The 24551-nt window shown below is 40.9% G+C and carries 21 protein-coding genes; all 21 read right to left on the bottom strand.

Annotated elements, in window-relative coordinates; genetic code table 11:
• Nucleotides 1-118: 118 nt before the first annotated feature.
• On the bottom strand, nt 119-2236 hold the full coding sequence (pnp, locus tag B4U37_RS10210; protein WP_088020243.1) for a polyribonucleotide nucleotidyltransferase: 2118 nt from the start codon (nt 2234-2236) through the stop codon (nt 119-121).
• A gap of 276 nt (nt 2237-2512) precedes the next feature.
• Nucleotides 2513-2782, bottom strand: coding sequence for a 30S ribosomal protein S15 (rpsO, locus tag B4U37_RS10205; protein ID WP_010193305.1), 270 nt, complete (start codon nt 2780-2782; stop codon nt 2513-2515).
• Nucleotides 2783-2884: 102 nt separating this feature from the next.
• Nucleotides 2885-3856, bottom strand: a complete 972-nt coding sequence (gene ribF / locus B4U37_RS10200) for a bifunctional riboflavin kinase/FAD synthetase (protein WP_088018126.1) — start codon at nt 3854-3856, stop codon at nt 2885-2887.
• A 49-nt stretch (nt 3857-3905) separates the two neighbouring features.
• Nucleotides 3906-4817: a tRNA pseudouridine(55) synthase TruB gene (gene truB / locus B4U37_RS10195; protein ID WP_088018125.1), complete on the bottom strand. Its 912-nt coding sequence runs from the start codon at nt 4815-4817 to the stop codon at nt 3906-3908.
• Between the two features lie 260 nt (nt 4818-5077).
• Nucleotides 5078-5443, bottom strand: a complete 366-nt coding sequence (gene rbfA / locus B4U37_RS10190) for a 30S ribosome-binding factor RbfA (RefSeq protein ID WP_029326359.1) — start codon at nt 5441-5443, stop codon at nt 5078-5080.
• Nucleotides 5444-5456: 13 nt separating this feature from the next.
• Nucleotides 5457-5735: a DUF503 domain-containing protein gene (locus tag B4U37_RS10185; RefSeq protein WP_010193313.1), complete on the bottom strand. Its 279-nt coding sequence runs from the start codon at nt 5733-5735 to the stop codon at nt 5457-5459.
• Nucleotides 5732-7885, bottom strand: coding sequence for a translation initiation factor IF-2 (infB, locus tag B4U37_RS10180; protein WP_088018124.1), 2154 nt, complete (start codon nt 7883-7885; stop codon nt 5732-5734). Before infB ends, B4U37_RS10185 begins: the two co-directional genes overlap by 4 nt.
• Nucleotides 7886-7902: 17 nt before the next feature.
• On the bottom strand, nt 7903-8202 hold the full coding sequence (locus B4U37_RS10175) for a YlxQ family RNA-binding protein (protein ID WP_010193314.1): 300 nt from the start codon (nt 8200-8202) through the stop codon (nt 7903-7905).
• Nucleotides 8195-8482, bottom strand: coding sequence for an RNase P modulator RnpM (rnpM, locus tag B4U37_RS10170; RefSeq protein WP_088018123.1), 288 nt, complete (start codon nt 8480-8482; stop codon nt 8195-8197). The genes B4U37_RS10175 and rnpM overlap by 8 nt, the downstream gene beginning before the upstream one ends.
• A 22-nt stretch (nt 8483-8504) precedes the next feature.
• The gene (nusA, locus tag B4U37_RS10165; protein WP_088018122.1) at nt 8505-9629 is read right to left on the bottom strand and encodes a transcription termination factor NusA; all 1125 of its coding nucleotides are present in this window, start codon (nt 9627-9629) and stop codon (nt 8505-8507) included.
• 90 nt (nt 9630-9719) lie between these two features.
• Nucleotides 9720-10190: a ribosome maturation factor RimP gene (rimP, locus tag B4U37_RS10160; RefSeq protein ID WP_010193320.1), complete on the bottom strand. Its 471-nt coding sequence runs from the start codon at nt 10188-10190 to the stop codon at nt 9720-9722.
• A gap of 473 nt (nt 10191-10663) precedes the next feature.
• Nucleotides 10664-14965 carry a PolC-type DNA polymerase III gene (locus B4U37_RS10155; protein ID WP_088020241.1) on the bottom strand — a complete coding sequence of 1434 codons (4302 nt, stop codon included), beginning with the start codon at nt 14963-14965 and terminating at the stop codon, nt 10664-10666.
• 135 nt (nt 14966-15100) lie between these two features.
• The gene (locus B4U37_RS10150) at nt 15101-16786 is read right to left on the bottom strand and encodes a proline--tRNA ligase (RefSeq protein WP_088018121.1); all 1686 of its coding nucleotides are present in this window, start codon (nt 16784-16786) and stop codon (nt 15101-15103) included.
• A gap of 243 nt (nt 16787-17029) precedes the next feature.
• On the bottom strand, nt 17030-18289 hold the full coding sequence (rseP, locus tag B4U37_RS10145; protein ID WP_088018120.1) for an RIP metalloprotease RseP: 1260 nt from the start codon (nt 18287-18289) through the stop codon (nt 17030-17032).
• A gap of 13 nt (nt 18290-18302) precedes the next feature.
• Complete coding sequence (dxr, locus tag B4U37_RS10140) at nt 18303-19454, bottom strand: 1-deoxy-D-xylulose-5-phosphate reductoisomerase (protein ID WP_088020240.1); 1152 nt, start codon at nt 19452-19454, stop codon at nt 18303-18305.
• A 34-nt stretch (nt 19455-19488) separates the two neighbouring features.
• Nucleotides 19489-20280: a phosphatidate cytidylyltransferase gene (locus tag B4U37_RS10135; RefSeq protein WP_088018119.1), complete on the bottom strand. Its 792-nt coding sequence runs from the start codon at nt 20278-20280 to the stop codon at nt 19489-19491.
• Nucleotides 20281-20298: 18 nt separating this feature from the next.
• Nucleotides 20299-21072, bottom strand: a complete 774-nt coding sequence (locus tag B4U37_RS10130) for an undecaprenyl pyrophosphate synthase (protein ID WP_010193334.1) — start codon at nt 21070-21072, stop codon at nt 20299-20301.
• Between the two features lie 130 nt (nt 21073-21202).
• Complete coding sequence (gene frr, locus B4U37_RS10125; RefSeq protein ID WP_010193337.1) at nt 21203-21760, bottom strand: ribosome recycling factor; 558 nt, start codon at nt 21758-21760, stop codon at nt 21203-21205.
• A 2-nt stretch (nt 21761-21762) separates the two neighbouring features.
• Entirely contained in the window at nt 21763-22485 is a 723-nt protein-coding gene (gene pyrH / locus B4U37_RS10120) for a UMP kinase (RefSeq protein WP_010193338.1), read from the bottom strand.
• A 255-nt stretch (nt 22486-22740) separates the two neighbouring features.
• Nucleotides 22741-23622, bottom strand: coding sequence for a translation elongation factor Ts (tsf, locus tag B4U37_RS10115; protein WP_088018118.1), 882 nt, complete (start codon nt 23620-23622; stop codon nt 22741-22743).
• Between the two features lie 109 nt (nt 23623-23731).
• Nucleotides 23732-24439: a 30S ribosomal protein S2 gene (gene rpsB / locus B4U37_RS10110; RefSeq protein ID WP_010193342.1), complete on the bottom strand. Its 708-nt coding sequence runs from the start codon at nt 24437-24439 to the stop codon at nt 23732-23734.
• Nucleotides 24440-24551 lie beyond the last annotated feature (112 nt).

Below are 24551 nucleotides of genomic sequence, written 5' to 3'. Positions count from 1 at the left end.
TTTATGTAGGAAGTGGACAAGGTAGAACAAATAAAGCTTGTTAGATACCAACCCCCATTAAATAAATGTTCATGGGGAGGTACTGCAAAAAGCCCGGCGGTCAAACCAGGCTCCTATCTTAGGACATTTGTTCGTTTTTTTCTTTTTTCTCTTTAAGTAAAACTTTTCTAGAAAGATTCACTCTTCCCTGCTTGTCGATTTCCATAACTTTTACAAGAACTTCTTCCCCAAGTTTCACAACATCTTCCACTTGTTTCACGCGTTCTTCTGCAAGTTCTGAGATGTGGACAAGTCCATCTTTTCCACTGAATAGCTCAACAAATGCACCGAACTTTTCAATACGTTTTACTTTACCCATGTAGATTTCGCCCACTTGGACTTCACGTACGATATCTTCGATGATTTTCTTCGCTTTGTCATTCATCTCCATATTAATGGAAGAAATAAATACCGTTCCATCTTGTTCGATATCAATTTTAACGCCAGTTTCTTCAATAATCTTATTGATTTGTTTACCGCTAGGTCCAATTACATCACGGATCTTATCAGGGTTGATGCTCATCATCAAGATCTTAGGCGCATAAGGAGAAAGCTCTTTACGAGACTCATCAATCGTAGCAAGCATGGAATCAAGAATATGCATACGTCCAATTTTAGCCTGTTGAAGTGCTTCTTCTAAAATATCGCGGGAAAGACCTTCAATCTTAATATCCATTTGAAGTGCCGTAACACCTTTGGCTGTCCCAGCAACTTTAAAGTCCATATCTCCAAGGTGATCTTCCATTCCTTGAATATCGGAAAGAACAGTATAATGCTCGCCCTTTTTAATTAATCCCATTGCAATACCTGCTACTGGAGCTTTAATAGGTACACCTGCATCCATCATGGCAAGTGTGCTTGCACAGATACTTGCTTGAGAAGTGGAACCGTTCGATTCAAGAACTTCAGATACAAGACGAACTGTGTACGGGAAGTCTTTCTCGGAAGGAATAACCGGATCAAGGGCACGCTCACCAAGAGCACCATGTCCGATTTCGCGACGGCCCGGACCTCTCATTGGACCAGTTTCCCCAACACTGAATAATGGGAAGTTATAGTGATGCATGAAACGTTTCTCTTCTTCAATACCTAATCCGTCAAGAATCTGCACGTCACCAAGTGCACCTAAAGTACAGATGCTCAATGCTTGAGTTTGTCCACGTGTAAACAGACCTGAACCGTGAGTACGAGGCAATAAGCCGACCTCAGAAGCAAGTGGACGGATCTCGTCGCTCTTACGTCCATCAGGGCGTACTTTATCCTCTGTAATAAGGCGTCTTACTTCTTCTTTCACTAGCATACTTAGGATTTCGTTGACTTGCTTCAACACATCAGCTTCTGCTTCTTGCTCTTCATAGCGAGCAAGGACCTCTGTCTTCACTTCTTTGATAGCTGCTTCACGAGCATGCTTTTCAAAGACTTGAACAGCTTTTGTCATTTTCTCTTCAGCAAGTGCACGGATTTCATGTTCAAGGTTTTTATCAACTTCATAAAGAGTAACTTCTGTTTTCTCTTTCCCTACTGCTTGTACAATTTCTTCTTGGAAAGCAATTAAACGTTTGATTTCGTTATGACCAAACATGATTGCTTCTAACATTACTTCTTCCGGCACTTCATCAGCACCAGCTTCAACCATGTTGATTGCATCCTTTGTACCAGCTACAACCAAGTTGATATCACTCTTTTCAAGCTGGTCAACATTAGGATTAATAACGAATTCGTCATTGATTCTTCCTACTGTTACCCCTGCGATCGGACCTTGGAAAGGAATATCGGAAACAGAAAGTGCCAAAGAAGAACCAAACATCGCTGCCATTTCGGAAGAGCAGTTCTGATCTACACTCATCACGATGCTGATAACTTGTACTTCGTTACGGAAACCATCAGCAAATAGCGGACGAATTGGGCGGTCAATCAAGCGGCTAGCCAGTACAGCCTTCTCACTTGGACGTCCCTCTCTCTTAATGAATCCACCAGGGATTTTACCTACTGCGTATAATCTTTCTTCATAGTTAACTGTTAATGGAAAGAAATCTAATTTCTTCGGTTCTTTTGAAGCGGTTGCAGTGCTGAGCACAGCAGTATCTCCGTAGCGGACCATAACAGCTCCGTTTGCTTGCTTCGCTAATTGTCCTACTTCTACCGTCAGGTTTCTTCCAGCCCAGTCGATAGAAAAGACTTGTTTATCTTGTCCCATGAGTTCGTTTAACCCCTCTCTAGCTTTCATATGTATTGACCTTCTTCTCAATGCCTGCATCCAATCATCGGAATGCAGCTTAATTAGTAGAACAGTCTATGTGAAAATAAGTTTTAGTATTATGTATAGTATGAACGAAATAACTACTACATATCAATAGAATTCCAGCATGTATAGGAAAAAAATCGCTTTTTGGTGTTTTATAAGCAATTTTTGAAAAATAACTTCTAAAATACTAATAAAAAAGCGGGAATTCTCCCGCTTTTTCTGACAAACTTATCGACGTAAACCTAATTTGTTAATTAGTTCACGGTAACGAGTTACATCTTTGTTACGTAGGTAAGTAAGTAAGTTACGACGCTTACCAACCATTTTCAATAGACCACGACGTGAGTGGTGATCTTTCTTGTGAGTACGTAAATGCTCGTTCAGGTTGTTGATCTGTTCTGTTAGGACAGCGATCTGAACTTCTGGAGATCCAGTGTCAGATTCGTGAGTTCTGAACTCGTTGATAAGTTCTTGTTTACGCTCTTGTGTAATAGCCATCCTATTCACCTCCTTAATAGTAAAAACCCCTATTACCGAGCAAGCGTTGGTGATTCGACTTGCCAAGCAATGGTTTTAGTACGTTTAATAGCATACCTCTTTTTACGTCAAAAAGCAAGTATCGTGCAGGTTTTTTTGAAAATAGTCTTCAGCAATTCCCTTGTCTTTTCTAATCTGAGCAACAAGTGCATCAATACCCGAAAACTTCTTTTCTTCCCTTATACAATCATGCCATTCTATTATTACCACTGCTCCATAGATCTGCTGATCAAAATCCAAAAGATGTACTTCTATGGACGGTAAGCTTTCTTTTTCCTGTTTGTGAAAAGTTGGTTTATAGCCGACATTGCACACCCCATTGAACCATCTGTCATTCACGTTCATTCGTACCGTGTAGACACCTGTCTTAGGAATTACATAATCATCACCAAGGACTACATTGGCAGTTGGAAAACCGATTGTCCGGCCCCTCTTTTCTCCATGCCCGACTTTTCCACGAATTTGATAATAACGGCCTAAAGTATTCGGCAGATCGGAAACTTTGCCATCCTTCAGCTGCTCTCTAATGAAGGTCGAACTTACTTTCAAATCATTTGTCGTGTATTTCTCCACAACAGTCTGATCAAATTGCTGTCTGGAATGAAACGGAAGGGTCTCCATAGTCCCTTTACCAAGACTTCCATAGGAATAATCAAATCCAGCTACCACATGTTTAATATTCAGCCCAATAATATATTGATCTACAAAGTCCTGCGGTACAAGTGACGCAAAAGACATGTCAAATTTGACCACATAAAGAATGTCCACACCTAAAGATGAAAGCAATCTAATCTTTTCAGAAAGTGGCGTTATGTAGCGGACATGTTGGACAGTCTTTCTCAAAACGACTGAAGGATGCGGATCCAATGTCATTACGGCACTTGCCACACCAAGGTCTTTGGCTTTAGACAGTGCACTTTTAATCACTTTTTGATGTCCCAAATGAATGCCATCGAAAAAACCGAGGGCCACTGTAGCAGGGATACATTCTTCTTTTGAAAGGGAATGCGGATGCTCCAAATACACAACTTTCATCATTTATCACCTAAATCTTAATTAATCATGCAGGACCTTCACACACCAATTAGTCATGAAAAACTTTCTTTGGTTTCATAAGGCCTGGCTTTGATGGATGTTTCATATAGATGGCCAAGCATTTATCTTCATGGAATACACTAAAGTATTCATTTGATTCATCAATATTTTCCGGGTACGGCAAAACCGCACCATTATACACTTTCTCTGCTACTTTATCACTAATCTCCAACTTAGGCAATGAACTTAGTGCTTTTTCCATGGGCAACAGTTTCTCTTGGACCATTCCTTGTTCTGCCAATTCACTTAATTGTTCTAAAGTGATTGCTTGATCTATGGTAAAGTCTCCAGAAGAAATTCTGGTCAAATAGGACATGTGAGCAGGATAACCAAGCAACTCACCAATTTGTACAGCAAGGGTTCTTACATATGTCCCTTTGCTGCAGTTTACTTGAAAGGAAAATTTAACTTGGCCATTTTCTTCTTCATATGTAATATCGCTTGTAAGGAAGATATCATGGATGGTCACTTTTCTTGAAGGTCTGTCGATTACCTTCCCTTCTCTTGCGTATTCATAAAGCTTTTTCCCTTTAATTTTTACAGCGGAGTACATGGGAGGTGTTTGGTCAATTTCTCCTTTAAGTTCTTGAAGAACGGAAAGTATTTTTTCTTTTGCTATAGGGTTGTCCACCCATTTTTCTTCCACCACTTCCCCTGTTTGGTCTTCTGTTGTGGTTGCGGTTCCGATGGTGACCTCTGCTACATATGTTTTTTGTTCTGCAGTCAGGAATTCTACGACTTTTGTCGCTCTGCCGATACAGATAGGAAGGACTCCGGTCACTTCGGGGTCTAGTGTTCCGGTGTGGCCGACTTTTTTTGTTTGTAGTATTTTCCTCACTTTAAATACGCAGTCATGTGAAGTGAAGCCTTTTGGTTTGTTTAAAATTAAAATGCCATCCATTTAGGCCACTCCTTTCATAAAATTATGTTCGCGTTAACACTCTGTAGACTTACGTTCCAGGTATTCGCTTTCCGCGGGACGGTGCTTGAGCCTCCTCCCAACGCTTCAGGGGTCTCAACCTACCGTTACTCCCCCGCTGAAGTCTCATACCTTGCATTCCAATCTCCAGAGGAAACATGTATCCCATTACTTGTTATATACATTTCTCTAACACTTTGAGTCAACAAAAAGGATAGACAAGTGCTGCCTATCCTTTTTTGTTACTCTTCATCATCAGAGTCAGAGTCTTTTCTATTCAATTCGTGTATCAGGCTATTGATGTGGTTACCGTAAGCGATGGATTCGTCAAACTCAAAGAAAAGCTCTGGAGTTTTTCTTAAGCGAATTCTGCGTCCAATTTCACTGCGGATGAAGCCTTTTGCTTTTGCCAAGCCAATCAATGTGTCTTGTCTTTTCTCATCGTCTCCAAGCACAGAGATGAAAACCTTGGCTTGTTGAAGATCTCCAGTAACCTGTACATCCGTTACTGTTACAAAGCCTACACGAGGGTCTTTGATTTTACGACCAATGATATCGGAAAGCTCTTTTTTCATTTGCTCTCCAACTCTGTTTGATCTGAGTGTCATACCTTTCACCCCTTTAAAGCCAATCAAGCGAAGTTTCTGCCCGCTCTATCTCTGGAAAGGAATCCAGGTAATCGAGCACTTTTTGCAATTCTTTCTCGGTGATGGATTTGGAAGAAGAGATGGATACAATTCCAATCTTCGTCCGTTGCCATACGTCCTGATGATCAATCTCTGAGATGGAAATATTGAACCTCTGCTTCAGCCTTGTCATAATGCGCTGAAGGACTGCTCTTTTTTCTTTCAAAGATTGAGCATCATAGATCATACAGTCACACTCTAAATATCCAATCATTTTCTTTCGATTTCTTGCATTACATACGCTTCGATGATGTCGCCTTCTTTAATATCGTTAAAGTTCTTGATTGTTACACCACATTCGTAGTTTGTCGCAACTTCTTTCACATCGTCTTTGAAACGCTTGAGTGTATCAAGTTCCCCTTCAAAAATAACAATTCCGTCACGAATTAAACGAATGCTGGAATCACGAGTGATTTTCCCATCTGTTACGTATGCACCTGCAATTGTACCTACTTTTGAAACTTTGAATGTCTGGCGAACTTCAACTTGACCGATTACTTTTTCTTCGAATTCAGGGTCAAGCATACCTTTCATTGCCGCTTCAATTTCTTCAATTGCTTTATAGATGATACGGTGAAGACGGATATCAACGTTTTCAACATCTGCAGTACGTTTCGCGCCAGCGTCAGGGCGAACGTTGAAACCAATGACAATCGCATTGGACGCAGAAGCTAAGATGATATCAGATTCCGTGATGGCACCAACGCCAGTGTGGATGATTTTAACTTTTGCACCTTCTACGTCAATTTTCTGCAGGGAAGCAGCCATTGCTTCTACAGAACCTTGAACGTCTGCTTTTACAATCAAGTTGATTTCTTTCATTTCACCTTGTTTGATTTGTTCGAACAAGTCATCAAGTGTTACACGCGTTTTTTCACTGCGTTGTTCTTGAAGTTGCTTTTGAGCACGCGCTTCTCCGACGTTACGAGCTGTTTTCTCATCCGCAAACACCATGAAGTTGTCCCCAGCTTGTGGTACTTCATTTAGTCCAGTTATTTCAACTGGTGTGGATGGACCAGCTTCTTTCACGCGACGTCCAAGATCGTTGACCATTGCACGAACTCGACCGAACGTGTTACCTACAACGATTGGGTCTCCAATGCGAAGTGTTCCTCTTTGTACAAGAAGGGTAGCAACTGAACCTCTTCCTTTATCAAGCTGTGCTTCGATAACTGTACCAGACGCAGCACGTTTGGAGTTCGCTTTATATTCTTCGACTTCGGATACAAGAAGAATCATTTCTAGAAGTGTATCGATGCCTTCCCCATTGATTGCAGAAAGTGGTACAAAGATAGTATCTCCGCCCCAAGCTTCTGACACTAATCCGTGTTCTGTTAATTCTTGCATAACACGGTCAGGATTGGCACCTTCTTTATCCATTTTGTTTACCGCAACGATGATTGGTACTTCCGCAGCTTTAGCATGGTTGATGGCTTCCACTGTTTGAGGCATAACACCGTCATCTGCTGCAACTACAAGGATGGTGATATCTGTAACTTGTGCTCCACGAGAACGCATTGTTGTAAACGCAGCATGTCCAGGAGTATCAAGGAATGTGATTTTTTTACCTTGTTCCACTTCTACTTGGTATGCCCCGATGTGCTGTGTAATTCCACCAGCTTCACCTGCAGTTACCTTTGTATTACGGATAGAGTCAAGAAGCGTTGTTTTACCATGGTCAACGTGACCCATGATGGTAACAACTGGAGGACGCTCTTCCATTACTTCTTCTGTATCTTCGGAATCGTATCCCTCAAAATCGGTTACTTCGAAGATAATTTCCTCTTCTACTTCCACATTGTACTCACCAGCGATCAACTCGATGGAATCTTTATCAAGATCCTGGTTGATTGTCGCCATGACACCAAGCATCAAGAGCTTTTTGATGATTTCAGAAGGCTCTTTGTTTAGCTTATTCGCCAATTCACCAACTGTCAGGGAGCCAGTGAAAGTGATTTTAGAAGGAGTTTCTTTTTTCTTCACAGGTTGTGGCGGAGCTTGTTGTCCGCGGTTTTGATTTTGTTTATTGTTTTGTTTCTTTTTCCCTTTAGAAGAATGATTGTTATTGCTGTTGTTATTGTTAAATGGCTTTTTAGGTGAAGAGGTGTTTTTTCCTTTTCCGCCTTGGTTGCCGCCTTGAGTTTGGTTGTTATTTTGTTTCTTAGGTGCAGAAGCAGTGTTTTGTGGTGCTGCTTTCTTTGGTGCTTCTGTTTTATTTGTGCCGTTCAATTTTTGGATCGTGTCGTCGTCTAATGTTGCCATATGGTTTGATACCTCAATATTCATTTCTTTTAGTTTTGTAATGACATCTTTACTTGATACGTTCTTTTGTTTTGCGTATTCGTACACGCGTAATTTCGTCATACATTCACCCCCAAAGATTAATCGAGCATGGAGAGTAGCTTTTTGGCGAACCCTTCATCAAGAATGGCGACCGAAACCCTCGCATCTTTTCCTATCGCTCGACCTAACTCATACCGATCGTCTACCGTTCTGATCGGTACGTTGTAGTACGTACATTTATCTTGTAATTTTTTCATCGTGTTAGCAGAAGCGTCGCTTGCCAATAAGACCAACTTCGCCTTCCCTGCCCTCACTTCTTTAATAACAAGTTCTTCCCCTGTTATAGTCTTTCTTGCTCTTGTAGCAAGACCGACAATGGATAGCCATTGATTATTCATGTGTTGAGTTATTCTCCGTTTCTACCAGCTGAAGCAATTCATCATACAATGAATCATCAATCGCTACTTCCAGGTGACGGGCTAGGATGTTTTTCTTTTTAGCAAGGAGGATGCTCTCCTTGTTTCTTGCAAGATATGCCCCTCGGCCTGACTTTTTCCCTGTAGGGTCAATCGAAACTTCGCCTTCTTTAGAACGGACGATACGAATCAATTCCTTTTTCGGCTTTAGTTCTTGACTTGCCACACATTTGCGCATTGGGACTTTTTTGCGATTGATCACCTGATTCACCTTCTTTTAAAAATCAGTCTTCAAAATTGTCGTCATCGTAGAATTCATCATCGGAATCTTCTGTATCATTTTTGGATAAAGAAAGACTTGGGTAAATTCCTAGTTCTTCCGCTTCAGATTCACTCTTAATGTCAATTTTCCAACCTGTTAACTTAGCAGCTAGTCTCGCGTTTTGTCCACGTTTACCAATTGCCAAAGAAAGTTGGTAATCAGGTACGATGACAGTTGTTGCCTTTTCTTCTTCATTAACTTGAACTTCCAGTACTTTAGAAGGACTTAATGCATTTGCAACGAACTCAACAGGATCTTTAGACCATCGAACGATGTCAATTTTCTCACCTTTTAATTCATTAACAATTGCTTGCACCCTTTGTCCTTTAGGTCCAACACATGCTCCCACCGGATCTACTTCTGGGTTGTCACAGTGAACGGAAATCTTTGAACGGTCCCCAGCTTCACGAGCTACGGACTTAATTTCTACGGTGCCATCATAAATTTCTGGAACTTCAAGTTCAAAAAGGCGCTTTAAAAGCCCAGGATGAGAACGTGAAACAAAAATTTGTGGACCTTTAGTGGTTTTTTCCACTTTTGTAAGGAACACTTTAATTCTATCATGAGGCTTGTAATGTTCATTAGGCATTTGCTCATTAACTGGCAACAATGCCTCAATTTTGCCAAGGCTCACATAGATGAATTTAGAGTCTAGACGCTGAACGATACCTGTCATAATATCTTCTTCACGTTCAATATATTCAGAATAGATGACTCCTCGTTCTGCTTCTCTTACTCTCTGAGTTACTACTTGCTTTGCAGTTTGAGCTGCAATACGCCCGAAGTCCTTTGGTGTCACTTCAATCTCAACAACATCATTTTCTTGATAGTTAGGATCAATCTGACGTGCTTCCTGAATGGAGATTTCCAGACGGGAATCAAATACTTCATCTACTACGTCTTTTCTTGCAAATACGCGCATTGTACCTGTTTCTAGGTTCATATCCACTCGTACATTTTGTGCTTGATTAAAGTTTCTTTTGTAAGCAGATATAAGTGCAGCCTCAATCGCTTCAATAATTACATCTTTGCTAATGCCCTTTTCTTTTTCCATCAGGGTTAAAGCATCAAATAACTCGCTGCTCATACAACCAAGTCCCCCTTAAAATACCTATGATTCAAAATTTTTTTCCAACAATCACCTAAACGAAGGTGAAATTGGATTGTCTGGTTCGTTTTAGAACCTGACAGCCAAGCGTGCTTTCGCTACTTTTGGATATGGAATGGAAACTTCCTTTTTACGTGTTTTTATAGTCATGGAGAGTTTGATTGTTTCTCCATCGAAATCCAGAAGATCACCTTCAAAGGACTTCAAGCCGTCGATAGGTTCATACGTTTTAATGTTGACATATTTACCGACCGATTTCTCGATGTCTTCCTTCTTCTTTAGAGGGCGCTCAGCACCAGGAGAGGAAACTTCCAGGAAATAGTTATGAGGAATAGGATCTAGTTCATCAAGCTTTTCACTTAACTTTTCACTTACCGTTCCGCAATCCTCGATGTCGATACCGCCTTCTTTATCGACGAATACACGTAAAAACCAAGAGGACCCTTCTTTTACATATTCAATATCCACTAATTCAACATTCATTTCTTTTACGATGGGAAGAGCTAGTTCTTCCACCGTTTCTGTAACATTTTTGCTCATCATTTTCCTCCTTCGCAAACGCGAGACGATGTGTTTAAAATCTGAACAAAAGACCCTGCCAATAAGCAGGGAATCATAAACAAGCAAGCTTATGTAAAGCTGATACGAAAATCTAACGTTCCCTTTTTTCTCATTGTCATGAAAAACAAGGTGGCCAGAAAAAATGGGAATACAATACGAAAGAGTGGGTTTCCCCACTCTCTGCTAATTACCTGTATATAGCATTTCCAATGTAAATATATCATATCCCTATGAAATATGCAAATCTTTCTAGTGTTTTCAGGGGTTTGCGGCACCTCAGCTTTCAACTCCCTGTTTCCTTTCGTTCCAGATGTTCGCTTTCCGCGGGGCGATGATCGAGCCTCCTCACTTCGTTGCAGGGTCTCGACCTACCGCTACCTCCCGCCGGAGTCTCACATCTTCCACTTCAGTCAACAGGGTGGATTGAATAAGCCAGTCAATTCGCATGAAAATTAGAATAATGATAGTTGGTTTTGGTCTGGTAATCCTGTTAGGCAACCGTGGTTGTCTAGGTATTCTAAGATTGTTTTGGAGATTCTTCCTCTTTGTTGCAGATCTTCTTTGGATAAGAACTCTCCATCTGCTCTTGAGTTCACGATGTTGATCGCTGCGTTTGTTCCAAGTCCCGGAATGGAGTTGAATGGCGGGATCAGGGAATCACCCTCTATTAAGAAATCAGTGGCGCTTGATTTATATAAGTCCACTTTTTTGAATGAGAATCCTCGTTCACTCATTTCCAATGCCAGTTCCATTACCGTGAGTAAGGACTTTTCTTTCGGTGAAGCTTCAAGGCCCTTTGCGTTGATTTCTTCTACAACCTTCCGGATGGCTGCAGAACCTTTGACCATTGTATCAATATCAAAGTCATCTGCGCGAACGGTAAAGTACGCTGCATAGTACATCAATGGGAAGTGAACTTTAAAATATGCAATACGAACTGCCATAAGCACATAAGCTGCTGCATGGGCTTTCGGGAACATATATTTTATTTTTAAACAGGAGTCGATATACCATGCCGGTACATCATTCTTGATCATTTCCTCTTTAAACTCATCTGACAGACCTTTTCCTTTACGAACTGATTCCATGATCTTAAAGGCCATGGATGGATCGAGTCCTTTATAGATAAGGTAAACCATGATGTCGTCACGACAACCAATAACTTCACTTAATGTACAAGTCTTGTTGTGAATGAGCTCTTGTGCATTGCCAAGCCAAACGTCGGTGCCGTGAGATAATCCAGAAATCTGAACTAATTCAGAGAAAGTTGACGGTTTTGTATCTTCAAGCATCTGTCTAACAAACCTTGTACCAAACTCCGGAATCCCGAGGGTTCCTGTTTTACACATGATTTGTTCTTCGGTCACGCCAAGCGACTCCGTACCGCTGAAGATCTTCATCACATAAGGATCATCTGTCGGAATGGTCTTTGGGTCAATTCCACTAAGATCCTGAAGCATCCTGATTACGGTCGGGTCATCGTGTCCAAGAATATCAAGCTTTAGCAAGTTATCATGAATGGAGTGGAAATCAAAATGTGTTGTTTTCCATTCTGATGACTGATCATCCGCTGGATATTGGATTGGGGAGAAATCGAATATATCCATATAATCGGGAACAACGATAATTCCTCCTGGATGCTGTCCTGTCGATCTTCTAACCCCTGTACACCCTGCTGAGAGTCTGTCCACTTCGGCTCCACGCAATATTAAATTGCGGTCATTTGCATAACCTTTTACATACCCATAGGCGGTTTTATCAGCTACTGTACCAATGGTTCCCGCCCTGAATACATAATCTTCTCCAAACAGCACCTTTGTATAGTTATGGGCTCTTGGCTGATATTCACCTGAGAAGTTCAAGTCAATATCTGGTACTTTATCTCCTTTAAAACCAAGGAAAGTTTCGAATGGGATATCATGGCCGTCTTTCGTGAATGCCTCGCCACAATCCGGACAATCTTTATCTGGCAGGTCAAATCCAGAGCCTACTGATCCGTCATCAAAGAACTCAGACTTTTTACATGATGGGCACACATAATGCGGAGGCAATGGATTTACCTCAGTGATCTCAGTCATGGTTGCCACAAAGGACGACCCTACAGAACCACGTGAACCTACGAGGTATCCGTCGTCTAGAGACTTTTTCACGAGCTTTTGGGAAATCAAATAGATGACTGCGAAGCCGTGACCGATAATACTTTTTAATTCCTTTTCAATCCGCTTCTCTACAATCTCGGGTAGATCATCGCCGTAGATGCTTCTTGCCCTGGAATAACTCATCTCCCGGATTTCTTCATCTGCACCTTCGATTTTCGGAGTATATAGGTCATCTTTGATTGGCTTGATTTCTTCAATCATTCCCGCAACCTTTTGGGTATTGGTTACAACGATTTCTTTTGCTTTTTCTTCTCCAAGGAAAGAAAAGGCTGCAAGCATTTCATCTGTTGTTTTAAAGTGAACATCCGGCAATTGATGCCTGTTCAACGGGTTGGCACCTGATTGTGAACGAACCAAAATCTCTCGGTGAATTTTATCCGTTTCTTTTAAGTAATGTACATTACCGGTTGCCACAACAGGTTTTTCGAGTTTTTCACCAAGTTTGACAATGTTGGTGATGATCTCTTTTAGCGCTTTTTCATCTCGCACTAATTCCAGCTCCAATAAATGGGCATAGTTGCTTGGTGGCTGAACCTCGATATAGTCATAGAACTCAGCTATCCCTTCCACTTCATCTGGGGATTTTTGCATCATACCCTCAAACACTTCGCCCTTGTCACATGCTGTCCCGACAATTATGCCTTCACGCAGCTTTTGTAGCTGTGATCTTGGAATACGAGGAACACGGAAAAAGTAGTTCATATGTGAAATGGAAACAATTTTAAAAATGTTTTTCAACCCTATTTCATTAACGGCTAGCAGCGTAACATGAGAAGGTCTTGCCCGTTTGTAGGCATCTGTTGTACCAGAATGCTCATTTAATTCGTCATGAAACGTTATCCCTTTTTCGAACGCATCTTTTAGCATCTTAACAAGCAAATAGCCTGTTGCTTCTGCATCATAAATTGCACGGTGATGCTGTGTTAATTCAATATCAAACTTTTTACATAAAGTATTCAAACGGTGATTTTTTAACGACGGGAATAGAAGGCGTCCCAATTCCAATGTGTCAATGACAGGATTCTTTGCCTTTCCTAACCCTATGCGTTGGAATCCTATATTCAAAAAGCCCATATCAAAACTTGCATTATGTGCTACTAAAATATCATCCTGCATCCATTCGGAAAATTGTTTCAACACATCTCCTACTTCAGGTGCATCCTGTACCATATCGTCGGTAATGCCTGTTAAATTTATAGTAGTAGCCGAGAGTGGATGGTGAGGGTTGGAAAAAGATTCAAATCGATCAATAATCTCCCCGCCTTTCACTTTCACTGCCGCAAGCTCAATTATCGTATCATACATAGCAGATAACCCTGTGGTTTCCACGTCAAAGACCACGTAGGTTTCTTCTGCAAGGTTTCGATGTGCAGGGTTATAGGCAATTGGTACACCATCGTCAACAAGGTTGACCTCAAGCCCATACAAGATTTTCACACCATTCTTTTTACCTGCTGCATATGCTTCTGGGTATGCTTGGGCAACAGCGTGGTCGGTAACTGCAATGGCTTCATGACCCCATTTTTTCGCTTGCGCCACTAAAGAAGAAATGGAGCTCACGGCGTCCATCGTACTCATCGGGGTATGCAGATGTAATTCCACCCTTTTTTCCCCTTCTGGTGCAGTATCCAGCACTTCTTTTCCATGAAATTCATTAATATCATTAGCCATCATCACAAGGTCACGGACAAATGTATCATTTTGGATGCTTCCTCTTACTTTCAGCCACATACCCTTTTTGACTGCTTGTAATAAAGGTACATCTTCTTTATCACGGGAGAACATCTTCACCATGATGGAATTTGTGTAGTCAGTAATCTTAAAAGTTAGAAGAGTTCTTCCGCTGCGAAGCTCTTTTGTCTCCGCATCGAATACATACCCCTGAACGGCAACCCGTCTTTCCTCTTCCACAATTTCCGCCAATGTTTTGATTTCTGCATCGTCTTTAATGGTGTAACCAATCATTACTGGCCCACTAACGGAACCTTCATCTTTAGAGGATTCTTTTTTCTGCATTTCTGTTACAGCAGCCAGGGCTTTTTGTTTATCTTCTTGTTGTTTTTGTTCCACAAACTGCTGATATTCTTCCTCAGAATGTGAAAGGGTTGTGTCTAAGATGAAGGTAGGAAAGCCAAAACCTTCATATATAGAGCATATGGTTGAACTCAGCTTTTTCTTAACAGCAATTGCTTCCGCTTCATTTCTTGCTTTGAGCATAAACTTGTTGCCTTGCAGGGAAGGTGTTTGCCCGTTTAGCAACATCATGAGTGGTGGAGAACCACCTTGTAACTCCTTTAAGCAGATTGGCCAATAGTCGGCTATATAAGAATCTTCAAAAGAACGGTTCTGAACCGCTACAGTAAAGGATACATTTGCGATGTGTGCAAAGCTTTTAGTCAGTTTATCGTAAAAGAGCATATACACTTTTGCTGGGAGGATGTTTTCTAAAACAAAATGAAAGTGCCATCGTTTTGTTGTTTTTTCTACTGTTAGTTTTTCTATTCCAGCTTCTGCAAAGTAAGGAAAAATATCATCACTTGTCAATTCGAGCTGTTGAAGCAATAACCGGAATCTATCTTTTTTTTCTTGAGACATCTGGTCAAGCAAAGTTCTGTCCCCTTTCCCTTGCATAGTTGATCATCGATGTTTAATAATCTATTTTCGACATAATGGAAGGTACCGCCAGGATGGGGTACCTTCTTTTAATATGCATTTCTATTGTACTATATTTTAACGGAGTTTTTGTATTAATTCTTCCACAGACAGTTCTTCCATGTCGCCTGTTTCTCTCCACTTGACTTCAACGATTCTTTCCTCCGCTTTTTTACCAACTGTTACGCGTACAGGTAGTCCAATTAAATCAGCGTCAGCAAATTTCACACCTGGACGTTCTTGGCGATCATCCATCAGAACAGCTAAACCTGAATTTTTTAATTCAGAGTAGATTTCTTCTGCCAAGGAAGCTTGAGCTTCATTTTTGATATTTACAGGAATGACGTGAACATCAAATGGGGTTACCGCTTTTGGCCAAACGATTCCGTTTTCATCATGGTATTGTTCCACGATCGCAGCAAGTACACGGGAAACACCAATACCATAACAACCCATAATCATCGGCTGGTTTCTTCCATTTTCATCAAGGAAGTTTGCTCCCATTGCTTCACTGTAACGTGTACCAAGTTTGAAGATATGACCTACCTCAATACCTTTTGCGAATTTAATGACCCCTTGACCATCAGGAGAAAGATCTCCTTCCTCGATGAAACGCAAGTCAGTGTATTGCGCGTTAAAGTCTCTGGATGGATTAACGTTGATGTTATGAATGCCTTCCTCATTGGCACCTGTTACAGCATTGACTAGATACTCAACAGCTGTATCTGCAATGATTTCAACAGAATCAGGTACTCCTATTGGACCTAATGAGCCAACTGAACAGCCCATTACCTTTTGAACTTCTTCAGCTGTTGCAGTCTCAACGACAGATGCCTGGTAGAAGTTTTTGACTTTCACATCATTAATTTCGTGATCTCCTCTTGCTAAAACAAGAACATATTTATCATCTACTTTAAAGACGATGGATTTAATCAAGTCGGATTTCTCCATTTGCAAGAAGGTTGCCACTTCATCGATTGTCTTTTGGTCAGGTGTATTCACCTTTTCCATTTCACGTGCTGCTTCCGATTTCTTTTCATAATTAGCAACAACCGGAGCCATTTCAATATTCGCCGCAAAGGAAGATTCAGTAGAATAAGCAATGGTGTCTTCACCGATTTCAGATAGGACCATAAACTCATGCGTATCCTTACCGCCCATTGCTCCTGAATCTGCAATTACCGCGCGGAAGTTCAGTCCGAGCCTTGTAAAAATGTTGGAGTAAGCTGTGAACATTTTTTCGTATGTCTCATCTAGTGATTCTGCATTTGCATGGAACGAATACGCATCCTTCATAAGGAATTCGCGTCCTCTTAATAAACCAAAGCGCGGACGTTTTTCGTCACGGAATTTTGTCTGAATTTGATATAGAGATAATGGAAGCTTCTTATAAGACTTCACTTCGTCTCTTACAAGTGTGGTGATTACTTCTTCATGAGTTGCACCAAGGGCGAATTCTCGATTATGACGGTCGTTTAGTCTCATCAGTTCTGGACCGTAAGAGTACCATCTTCCTGATTCTTTCCATAGTTCGGCAGCTTGCATTGCCGGCATAAGCAGTTCCACTGCACCTGCGTTTTCCATTTCTTCTCTGACAACGTCTTCTACTTTTTTTAGCACTTTTTTCCCTAGTGGCAGAAAGCTGTAGATGCCGCTTGTGTTTTGGCGGATATAGCCTGCTCTTAGCAGTAGTTGGTGGCTTTTGACTTCAGCGTCTGCCGGGACTTCTCTTAGTGTTGGAATTAGCATGTTACTTTGTTTCATATCTACACCCCATAACCATTTCTATAAAATTTATGTAAATTGCAATTTTACCCTGATGACTGAAGTGCAAGGTGTGAGACTCCTGCGGGGGAGTAACGGTAGGTTGAGACCCCGCAACGAAGTGAGGAGGCTCAAGCACCGTCCCGCGGAAAGCGAACACCTGGAACGGAAGTCATCAGGGAGTTGAAAAAGAAAACTTGCATCACATTTCATGATGCAAGTCCATGTGCTTCTATTTCTATTTTACAGGAAGAATTTCTGAATGTCATTCCATGTTACAACAAGCATCAACAGCATTAACAATGCAAAGCCGATAAAGTGGACAAGTCCTTCTTTATGTCGGTCAACTGGCTTTCCTCTTACTGCTTCTGCTGCGAAGAACATCAATCTTCCCCCATCTAGTGCAGGAATTGGCAGGAGATTGATAATACCTAAGTTGATACTAAGGACCGCAGCCCATCTCATCAATAGGAATACGCCGGATTCTGCCACAACTTCCGTTGATTTATAAATCCCAACAGGACCCGACAGCATGTCTAAGGAGAATTGACCAGTGACTAATTTACCTAACCCTACCACTATCTCTTTTGACCAGTTATACGTCTCAGAGGCAGCTTTAGGGAAAGAGCCCCAGAAAGACTGTTCCATCGGCATGTATACACCGATAATTCCACGAGTTTCACCTTCAATGGTTTCTGCTTTAGGCGTGATTGCGATTGTTTCGGATTGTCCGTTTCTTTCAATCAAGAAATCAAGTTCCTCACCAGGGTTCACCTGAATGATTTTCACTACCTCTTCCCAGGTCGAAACTTCTGTATCATTAATTGCTACCACTTTGTCACCTTGTTGCAGTCCTGCAGCCTGTGCAGCTCCATCAGGAGTCAGCTCACCGATAACAGATTCGTTGATAGGGTAACCTTGTACCATCCCAAGGAATGTGAAGATGAAAAAGGCTAGTACGAAGTTCATCATAGGTCCAGCAAATATTGCCATCGTACGTTGACCAAGTGTCTTTGATCCAAATTGTCTGTTATAAGGAGCGTTTTGAATTTCTTGCCCGTCCATAACAAAGTACGATTCTTCACTCACCTTAAACTCTTTCAAAACTTCCTCTTCATTCATTTCAAATCCTCTGATGACAAGTTCCTTCTCGAGATCTGCATATTCCACCTCGATGACTTTTGCATCAGGGTGTTTATCTTTATTATTGACTACCACTTTGTTGACTTCTCCATTAGCATTAAACAGGAGGCCAATATGATAGCCTGGTTTGATTTCAATGGTTTCAGGATCTTCCCCAGCCATACGAACAAAACCTCCTATAGGAAGAAGTCTTATCGTATAGACAGTTTCATTTTTCTTGAAAGAAAACACTTTCGGACCAAACCCAATTGCAAATTCTCTACAAAGTATACCAGCTCTTTTGGCGAATACTAGATGTCCAAGTTCATGGACAAAAACAAGTACTCCAAAAATAATAATAAACGCGATTACAGTATTCACTAGATTTCCACCTCTAATCTATTAGTGAACGAACATAATTTCTAGTTTCCAAATCCACTTCCCTAATCGTCTGTAAATCGGGATTTAATTGATTGGAATGCCTGGACATTGCCTTTTCTATAAATGTTTCTATGGTAAGGAATTCTATTCTGCCATTAAGAAACGCTTCGACAGCAATCTCATTTGCTGCATTTAACACAGTTGGCATGGTACCTCCTGCTTTTCCTGCATCAAAGGCGTACTGTAAGCATCGGAAACGGTCAAAATCCATTTTTTCGAAATGAAGTTTACCCATTTCCATAAAGTTTAATCTTTTGCCTGTTGGATGTGGCAATCTATCCGGATATGTTAGTGCATACTGGATGGGAACTCTCATATCTGGTGTTCCGAGCTGGGCAATGATACTGGTATCATGAAACTCCACCATGGAATGAATGACGCTTTCCCTATGCAAAACCACTTGTATGTCCTCATAAGGGATATCAAACAGCCAATGAGCTTCTATTACTTCCAATCCCTTGTTCATCATGGTAGCCGAATCAATGGTTATTTTTGCCCCCATGGACCAGTTTGGATGATTGAGTGCATCTTCTCTTGTCACACCTTCAAGCTGTTGTCTCGTACGGTCGCGAAAGCTTCCTCCTGATGCTGTAAGTATGATGGTTTCAATGTTTTTTTCCTTTTCCCCTTGAAGACACTGGTAAATTGCTGAATGCTCACTGTCGACAGGAAGGATCGGCACCTGATGCTTCCTGGCTGCCTCCATCACGATATGACCAGCTGTCACAAGAGTTTCCTTGTTAGCGAGTGCAATCACCTTCTTATTTTCGATGGCATGCAGGGTGGGAACAAGTCCCACGCTTCCCATTACAGCATTAACCAACACATCGACTTCTTTGAGGGTAGCCACTTCAATTAAGCCTTCTTCTCCATAAACAAAGCGGGTGTCTGTCGAAGCGAATTGACTTTTCAGCGTTTCACAATCTTCTTTTGATTGTACAGAAACGACATGTGGTGAAAATTCTTGAATCAATTCTTGTGCGACTTTGATATTACCACCTACACTAAAAGCCAGTAACTGAAATTGATCACTATGCTGTCTTAATACTTCTATAGTTTGTATTCCTATTGAGCCTGATGCTCCCAATAAACTTATTTTCCTCACCAACACTCACCTCTCCAAAACCTTCTCTAATGTGTCAGAAAAGAAAGATATGTATAAAATGCAATAACGGCAATACAAAAAGAAGGCTGTCAAAGCGATCTAAAATTCCACCATGACCAGGTAAAATAGAACCTGAATCTTTAATTTTGTAATGCCTTTTCAGAGCAGATTCCACCAAGTCGCCAATTTGTCCAAAAATGGATAAAAGGCTAGCAATGATAATGGTGATGAAAAGCGAGTGATCGAAATCAACAACAAAGTGGAAAATTAATGCCACAACAATCGCACAAATAACTCCACCAAGTGAACCTTCTACTGTTTTATTAGGACTGATCTCTGGCCATAATTTGGTTTTACCCATTGATTTTCCAATAAAGTATGCTCCGGAATCTGTCGTCCATATTACGAATAATGCAAAAAACACAAACGCTAATGCTAGTTCTCTAATTTCAATGAAATAATAAAAGCCTAATCCAACATAGATGGTCGAAATTAATAAAAATCCGACATCATCGAATGTGAACCTATTCTTAGAAAGAACCGTGTACGATAATAGCAATAGTGCGATAAGCAGGATGAAATCCATTTTTGAGAGTATCAGCGAATCTGCCTCAAACATGTTTGAAGGTATCATTAAAAACCATAGAAGGAACAATGACAACACTCCAGGTACACTTGCCATAGACATACGATTCATTCTCATCGCTTCAAATAGGCCGACTGTTGCAAGAAAATAGATAAAAGCAACAAATGGAAGCTTTCCGTAAATAACAATTGGTAAAAAAACTGCAGCTGCAATAACAGCTGTTATAATTCTTTGTTTCATTGTATGTCCAACACCTTCTTATATACCACCAAATCTTCTCCCGCGCATTTGAAAACTATTGATAGCCTCATATAAATCGTTTTCTTCAAAGTCAGGCCATAGTACATCAGTAAAATAAAATTCTGCATAAGCCAATTGCCATAGCATAAAATTGCTTAATCGTATTTCGCCGCTTGTACGTATTAAAAGATCCGGATCCGGTAATAAATTGCTGAAAAGATATTCTGAGAACATCTCTTCTGTTAATTGATCGGTTGTAAGTGCATTATCCTTGATATCAGCAGCTACATTCTTTACAGCACGAAGGATTTCATCGCGTCCCCCATAATTTAATGCAAAGTTAAGAATAAGTCCAGTGTTATCCTTCGTCTTCTCCATTGCATTGTTAACAGCTCTAAGCGTATGTTCTGGCAGATCAGACTTATTCCCCATAAGCCGAACTTGTACATTCTCTTCCATTAATTCAGGGAGAAATGTACCGAGGAACTCTTCTGGCAGTTTCATCAGAAAATCGACTTCCAGTTTCGGTCTCTTCCAATTTTCAGTTGAGAATGCATACATAGTCAGAACTTTTACTCCCAGGCTATTTGCAGCCTTGGTGATTTTCCTTACCGTCTTCATTCCTTCATGATGTCCGGCTATTCTAGGCATTGCACGCTTTTTGGCCCATCTTCCATTGCCGTCCATGATAATGGCGATATGCTCTGGAATGGGATGATTCATTATTTCTTCTTTTAAGCTAAGCGATTTAGAGGTTTCTTTGCCTCTCCACTCTTGTATTTTCTTCAGCATAAAAATCCTCCATTAAAAATAAACAGACGTACCTATAGGGGTCTATCCATTTATAGTAACAGTATTAACAAAAAAACCCCCTGTAAACATTAGAGGGTCTTTCCATCTTTCTATTTTACATGTAAATCGCTTATACTTCCATGATTTCTTTTTCTTTTTCTTTTGTAACGGTATCAACCTTCGCGATGAACGCGTCGGTCTGCTTTTGGATGTCATCCGTATAGCCGCGTAACTCGTCTTCCGTGATTTCCCCGTTCTTTTCTAGTTTCTTCAAATCATCATTTCCATCACGGCGAATATTGCGGATTCCCACTTTCGCTTCTTCAGAAATTTTCTTGATTTGTTTTACTAGTTCTTTACGGCGCTCTTCTGTCAATGCAGGAATAGAAATACGGATTACTGTACCATCATTGGATGGGTTTAATCCAAGGTCTGCTTTGATGATCGCTTTTTCAATATCACCCAATGATGTTTTATCATAAGGTTGTACCACAAGAAGTCTTGCTTCAGGTACATTTAAAGAAGCCAATTGGTTGACTGGAGTTGGTGCCCCGTAGTAGTCAACTGTTACTTTATCTAGGAGTGCTGCACTTGCTCGTCCAGCACGAATCGTTGCCAATTCTCTAGAGTAGGCTTGTACCGCTTTTTCCATTCTGTCTTTTGTTTGAGTAATAACTTGATTTGCCATAATTATTTCCCCCTCACAATCGTTCCGATATTTTCACCTAATACTACGCGCTTAATGTTCCCTTCTTCCATGATGGAGAAAACGATAATAGGGATATCGTTGTCCATACATAAGGAAGATGCAGTAGAGTCCATAACAGCTAGTCCTTCACGTAATACATCTAGGTAAGATAATGTATCATACTTAGTTGCAGTAGCATCGATAGTTGGATCTGCACTGTAAACTCCATCCACATTGTTCTTTGCCATCAAGATGACATCTGCTTCGATTTCCGCTGCACGCAATGCTGCAGTAGTATCTGTAGAGAAGTATGGGTTCCCTGTACCAGCTGCGAAGATGACTACACGTTTTTTCTCTAAGTGGCGAATTGCTTTTCTTCTAATGTAAGGTTCAGCAACCTGGCGCATTTCAATCGATGTTTGAACTCGTGTTTGGACACCGGAGTTTTCTAGGCTGTCTTGAAGTGCTAAGGAGTTCATAACAGTTGCAAGCATGCCCATATAGTCTGCTGATGCACGGTCCATGCCCATTTCGCTGCCTACTTTTCCTCTCCAGATGTTTCCGCCGCCTACGACAACTGCGACTTCTACGCCTAGTTCGGTTAGTTCTTTTACTTGTTGAGATACAGATTTGATGACAGTTGGATTGATGCCGAAGCCTTGTTCACCTGCAAGTGCTTCTCCGCTTAGTTTTAGTACGATACGTTGAAATTTAGCTTGAGCCATAGTAACCTCCATTAATAAAAGGGTTGAGATTTCGTTTACTCCTTTTTCCTTCCGTACCAGGTGTTCGCTTTCCGAGGGGCGGTGCTTGAGCCTCCTCACTTCGTTGCGGGGTCTCAACCTACCGCTACCTCCCTTCGGAGTCTCACACCTTGCACTTCAGTCAACAGGGAAATAGGTTTGAGATATTTCATTCAAGCCTATCCTTTCAAAAAGAGGAACACATATTGTGTTCCCCTCTTATATATGTTGTTCCTCTTATTTTTTAACTTGGCTCATTACTTCTTCAGCAAAGTTGTCTTGGCGTTTTTCGATTCCTTCTCCAACTTCGTAACGGATAAAGGATTTTACAGTAGCGCCTTTGCTTTCTACGAATTGACGTACTTTCATATCAGGGTTCTTAACGAAAGATTGGTCAAGTAGGCAGATATCTTCAAAGTATTTTCCAAGACGGCCTTCTACCATTTTAGCTACGATGTTTTCTGGCTTACCTTCGTTTAGAGCTTGTTCAGTTAATACTTTACGCTCGCGGTCTGCTTCTTCTTGAGAAACTTCGTCACGAGAGATGTATTTAGGGTTGATTGCAGCGATGTGCATAGCAACGTCTTTTGCAGCTGCTTCATCAGTAGTACCTTCAAGAAGAGTCAATACTCCGATGCGTCCGCCCATGTGCAAGTATGCACCGAATGCGTCTGCGTCAGTTTTTGTAACGATTGTGTAACGACGAAGAGTCAATTTCTCACCAATTTTAGCAATTGCGGAGTTGATGTGCTCGGAAACTGCAACACCGTTGTCCATTTTTGCTTCAAGAGCAACTTCTACAGACTCAGGCTTGTTGGAGATAAGGAATTCACCTAATTCGTTTACAAGCGTTTTGAAGCCTTCGTTTTTCGCAACGAAATCAGTCTCGGAGTTTACTTCAAGGATTACCGCTTCGTTTCCTTTTGTTACGATAGCAGTTAAACCTTCAGCAGCGATACGGTCTGTTTTCTTTGCAGCTTTAGCAATCCCTTTTTCACGCAAGAAATCGATTGCTTTTTCCATGTCTCCGTTTGTTTCCGTTAACGCTTTTTTGCAATCCATCATTCCAGCGCCAGTTTTTTCACGTAATTCTTTTACCATTTGAGCAGTAACAGCCATTGTTCATTTCCTCCTTAGGATATGTATAAATTTTTATTGAGATTGTCATATTTTCCAAAAAAAAGTGATAAAAGGCTTTCCCCTCTTATCACCTTTTTCTTAAATCAAATTATGCAGTAGTTGTAGCTGTCTCTTCGCCTTGTTTAGCTTCTAAGATAGCGTCTGCCATTTTACCAGTTAATAGTTTAACCGCGCGAATAGCATCATCGTTTGCAGGGATTACAACATCGATTTCGTCTGGATCACAGTTAGTGTCAACGATACCAACGATAGGGATGTTTAATTTTCTTGCTTCTGCAACAGCGATACGCTCTTTGCGAGGGTCGATGATGAACAATGCATCAGGAAGACCTTTCATGTCCTTGATTCCGCCTAAGAATTTCTCAAGACGATCAAGCTCTTTCTTCAACATTACAACTTCTTTCTTAGGAAGTACTTCAAAAGTACCGTCTTCTTGCATTTTTTCAATAGCTTTTAGACGGGAGATACGCTTTTGGATTGTTTCAAAGTTAGTTAATGTTCCACCCAACCAACGTTGGTTAACATAGTACATTCCAGAACGTTCTGCTTCTTCCTTCACAGAATCTTGAGCTTGCTTTTTAGTACCAACGAATAATACTGTTCCGCCGTTACCTGCAAGTTCTTTAACGAAGTTATAAGCTTCTTCAACCTTTTTAACAGTTTTTTGAAGGTCGATGATGTAGATGCCGTTACGCTCAGTGAAGATATATCTCTTCATTTTTGGGTTCCAGCGACGAGTTTGGTGACCGAAGTGTACACCAGCTTCTAATAATTGTTTCATAGAAATTACTGACATGTTATATTCCTCCTAATGGTTTTTTTTCCTCCGTTAACGTCATCTCCAAGCAAAACTGACGAATCAGCACCAATGCTCAGATCGGCAAACGTGTGAATTTATAACACCGAAA

The sequence above is a fragment of the Sutcliffiella horikoshii genome (genome assembly GCF_002157855.1).
Taxonomy (GTDB): domain Bacteria; phylum Bacillota; class Bacilli; order Bacillales; family Bacillaceae_I; genus Sutcliffiella_A; species Sutcliffiella_A horikoshii_C.
The sequence above is the reverse complement of the archived record's forward strand: the minus strand, read 5'-3'. Positions and strand labels throughout refer to the sequence as shown.

Coding starts and splice junctions, on each gene's coding strand:
- pnp (WP_088020243.1), bottom strand. CDS start 2,236: ATGGGACAAGATAAACAAGTCTTTTCTATCGACTGGGCTGGAAGAAAC.
- rpsO (WP_010193305.1), bottom strand. CDS start 2,782: ATGGCTATTACACAAGAGCGTAAACAAGAACTTATCAACGAGTTCAGA.
- ribF (WP_088018126.1), bottom strand. CDS start 3,856: ATGAAAGTTGTGTATTTGGAGCATCCGCATTCCCTTTCAAAAGAAGAA.
- truB (WP_088018125.1), bottom strand. CDS start 4,817: ATGGATGGCATTTTAATTTTAAACAAACCAAAAGGCTTCACTTCACAT.
- rbfA (WP_029326359.1), bottom strand. CDS start 5,443: ATGACACTCAGATCAAACAGAGTTGGAGAGCAAATGAAAAAAGAGCTT.
- B4U37_RS10185 (WP_010193313.1), bottom strand. CDS start 5,735: ATGATTGGATATTTAGAGTGTGACTGTATGATCTATGATGCTCAATCT.
- infB (WP_088018124.1), bottom strand. CDS start 7,885: ATGACGAAATTACGCGTGTACGAATACGCAAAACAAAAGAACGTATCA.
- B4U37_RS10175 (WP_010193314.1), bottom strand. CDS start 8,202: ATGAATAATCAATGGCTATCCATTGTCGGTCTTGCTACAAGAGCAAGA.
- nusA (WP_088018122.1), bottom strand. CDS start 9,629: ATGAGCAGCGAGTTATTTGATGCTTTAACCCTGATGGAAAAAGAAAAG.
- rimP (WP_010193320.1), bottom strand. CDS start 10,190: ATGAGCAAAAATGTTACAGAAACGGTGGAAGAACTAGCTCTTCCCATC.
- B4U37_RS10155 (WP_088020241.1), bottom strand. CDS start 14,965: ATGTCTCAAGAAAAAAAAGATAGATTCCGGTTATTGCTTCAACAGCTC.
- B4U37_RS10150 (WP_088018121.1), bottom strand. CDS start 16,786: ATGAAACAAAGTAACATGCTAATTCCAACACTAAGAGAAGTCCCGGCA.
- B4U37_RS10135 (WP_088018119.1), bottom strand. CDS start 20,280: ATGAAACAAAGAATTATAACAGCTGTTATTGCAGCTGCAGTTTTTTTA.
- B4U37_RS10130 (WP_010193334.1), bottom strand. CDS start 21,072: ATGCTGAAGAAAATACAAGAGTGGAGAGGCAAAGAAACCTCTAAATCG.
- frr (WP_010193337.1), bottom strand. CDS start 21,760: ATGGCAAATCAAGTTATTACTCAAACAAAAGACAGAATGGAAAAAGCG.
- pyrH (WP_010193338.1), bottom strand. CDS start 22,485: ATGGCTCAAGCTAAATTTCAACGTATCGTACTAAAACTAAGCGGAGAA.
- tsf (WP_088018118.1), bottom strand. CDS start 23,622: ATGGCTGTTACTGCTCAAATGGTAAAAGAATTACGTGAAAAAACTGGC.
- rpsB (WP_010193342.1), bottom strand. CDS start 24,439: ATGTCAGTAATTTCTATGAAACAATTATTAGAAGCTGGTGTACACTTC.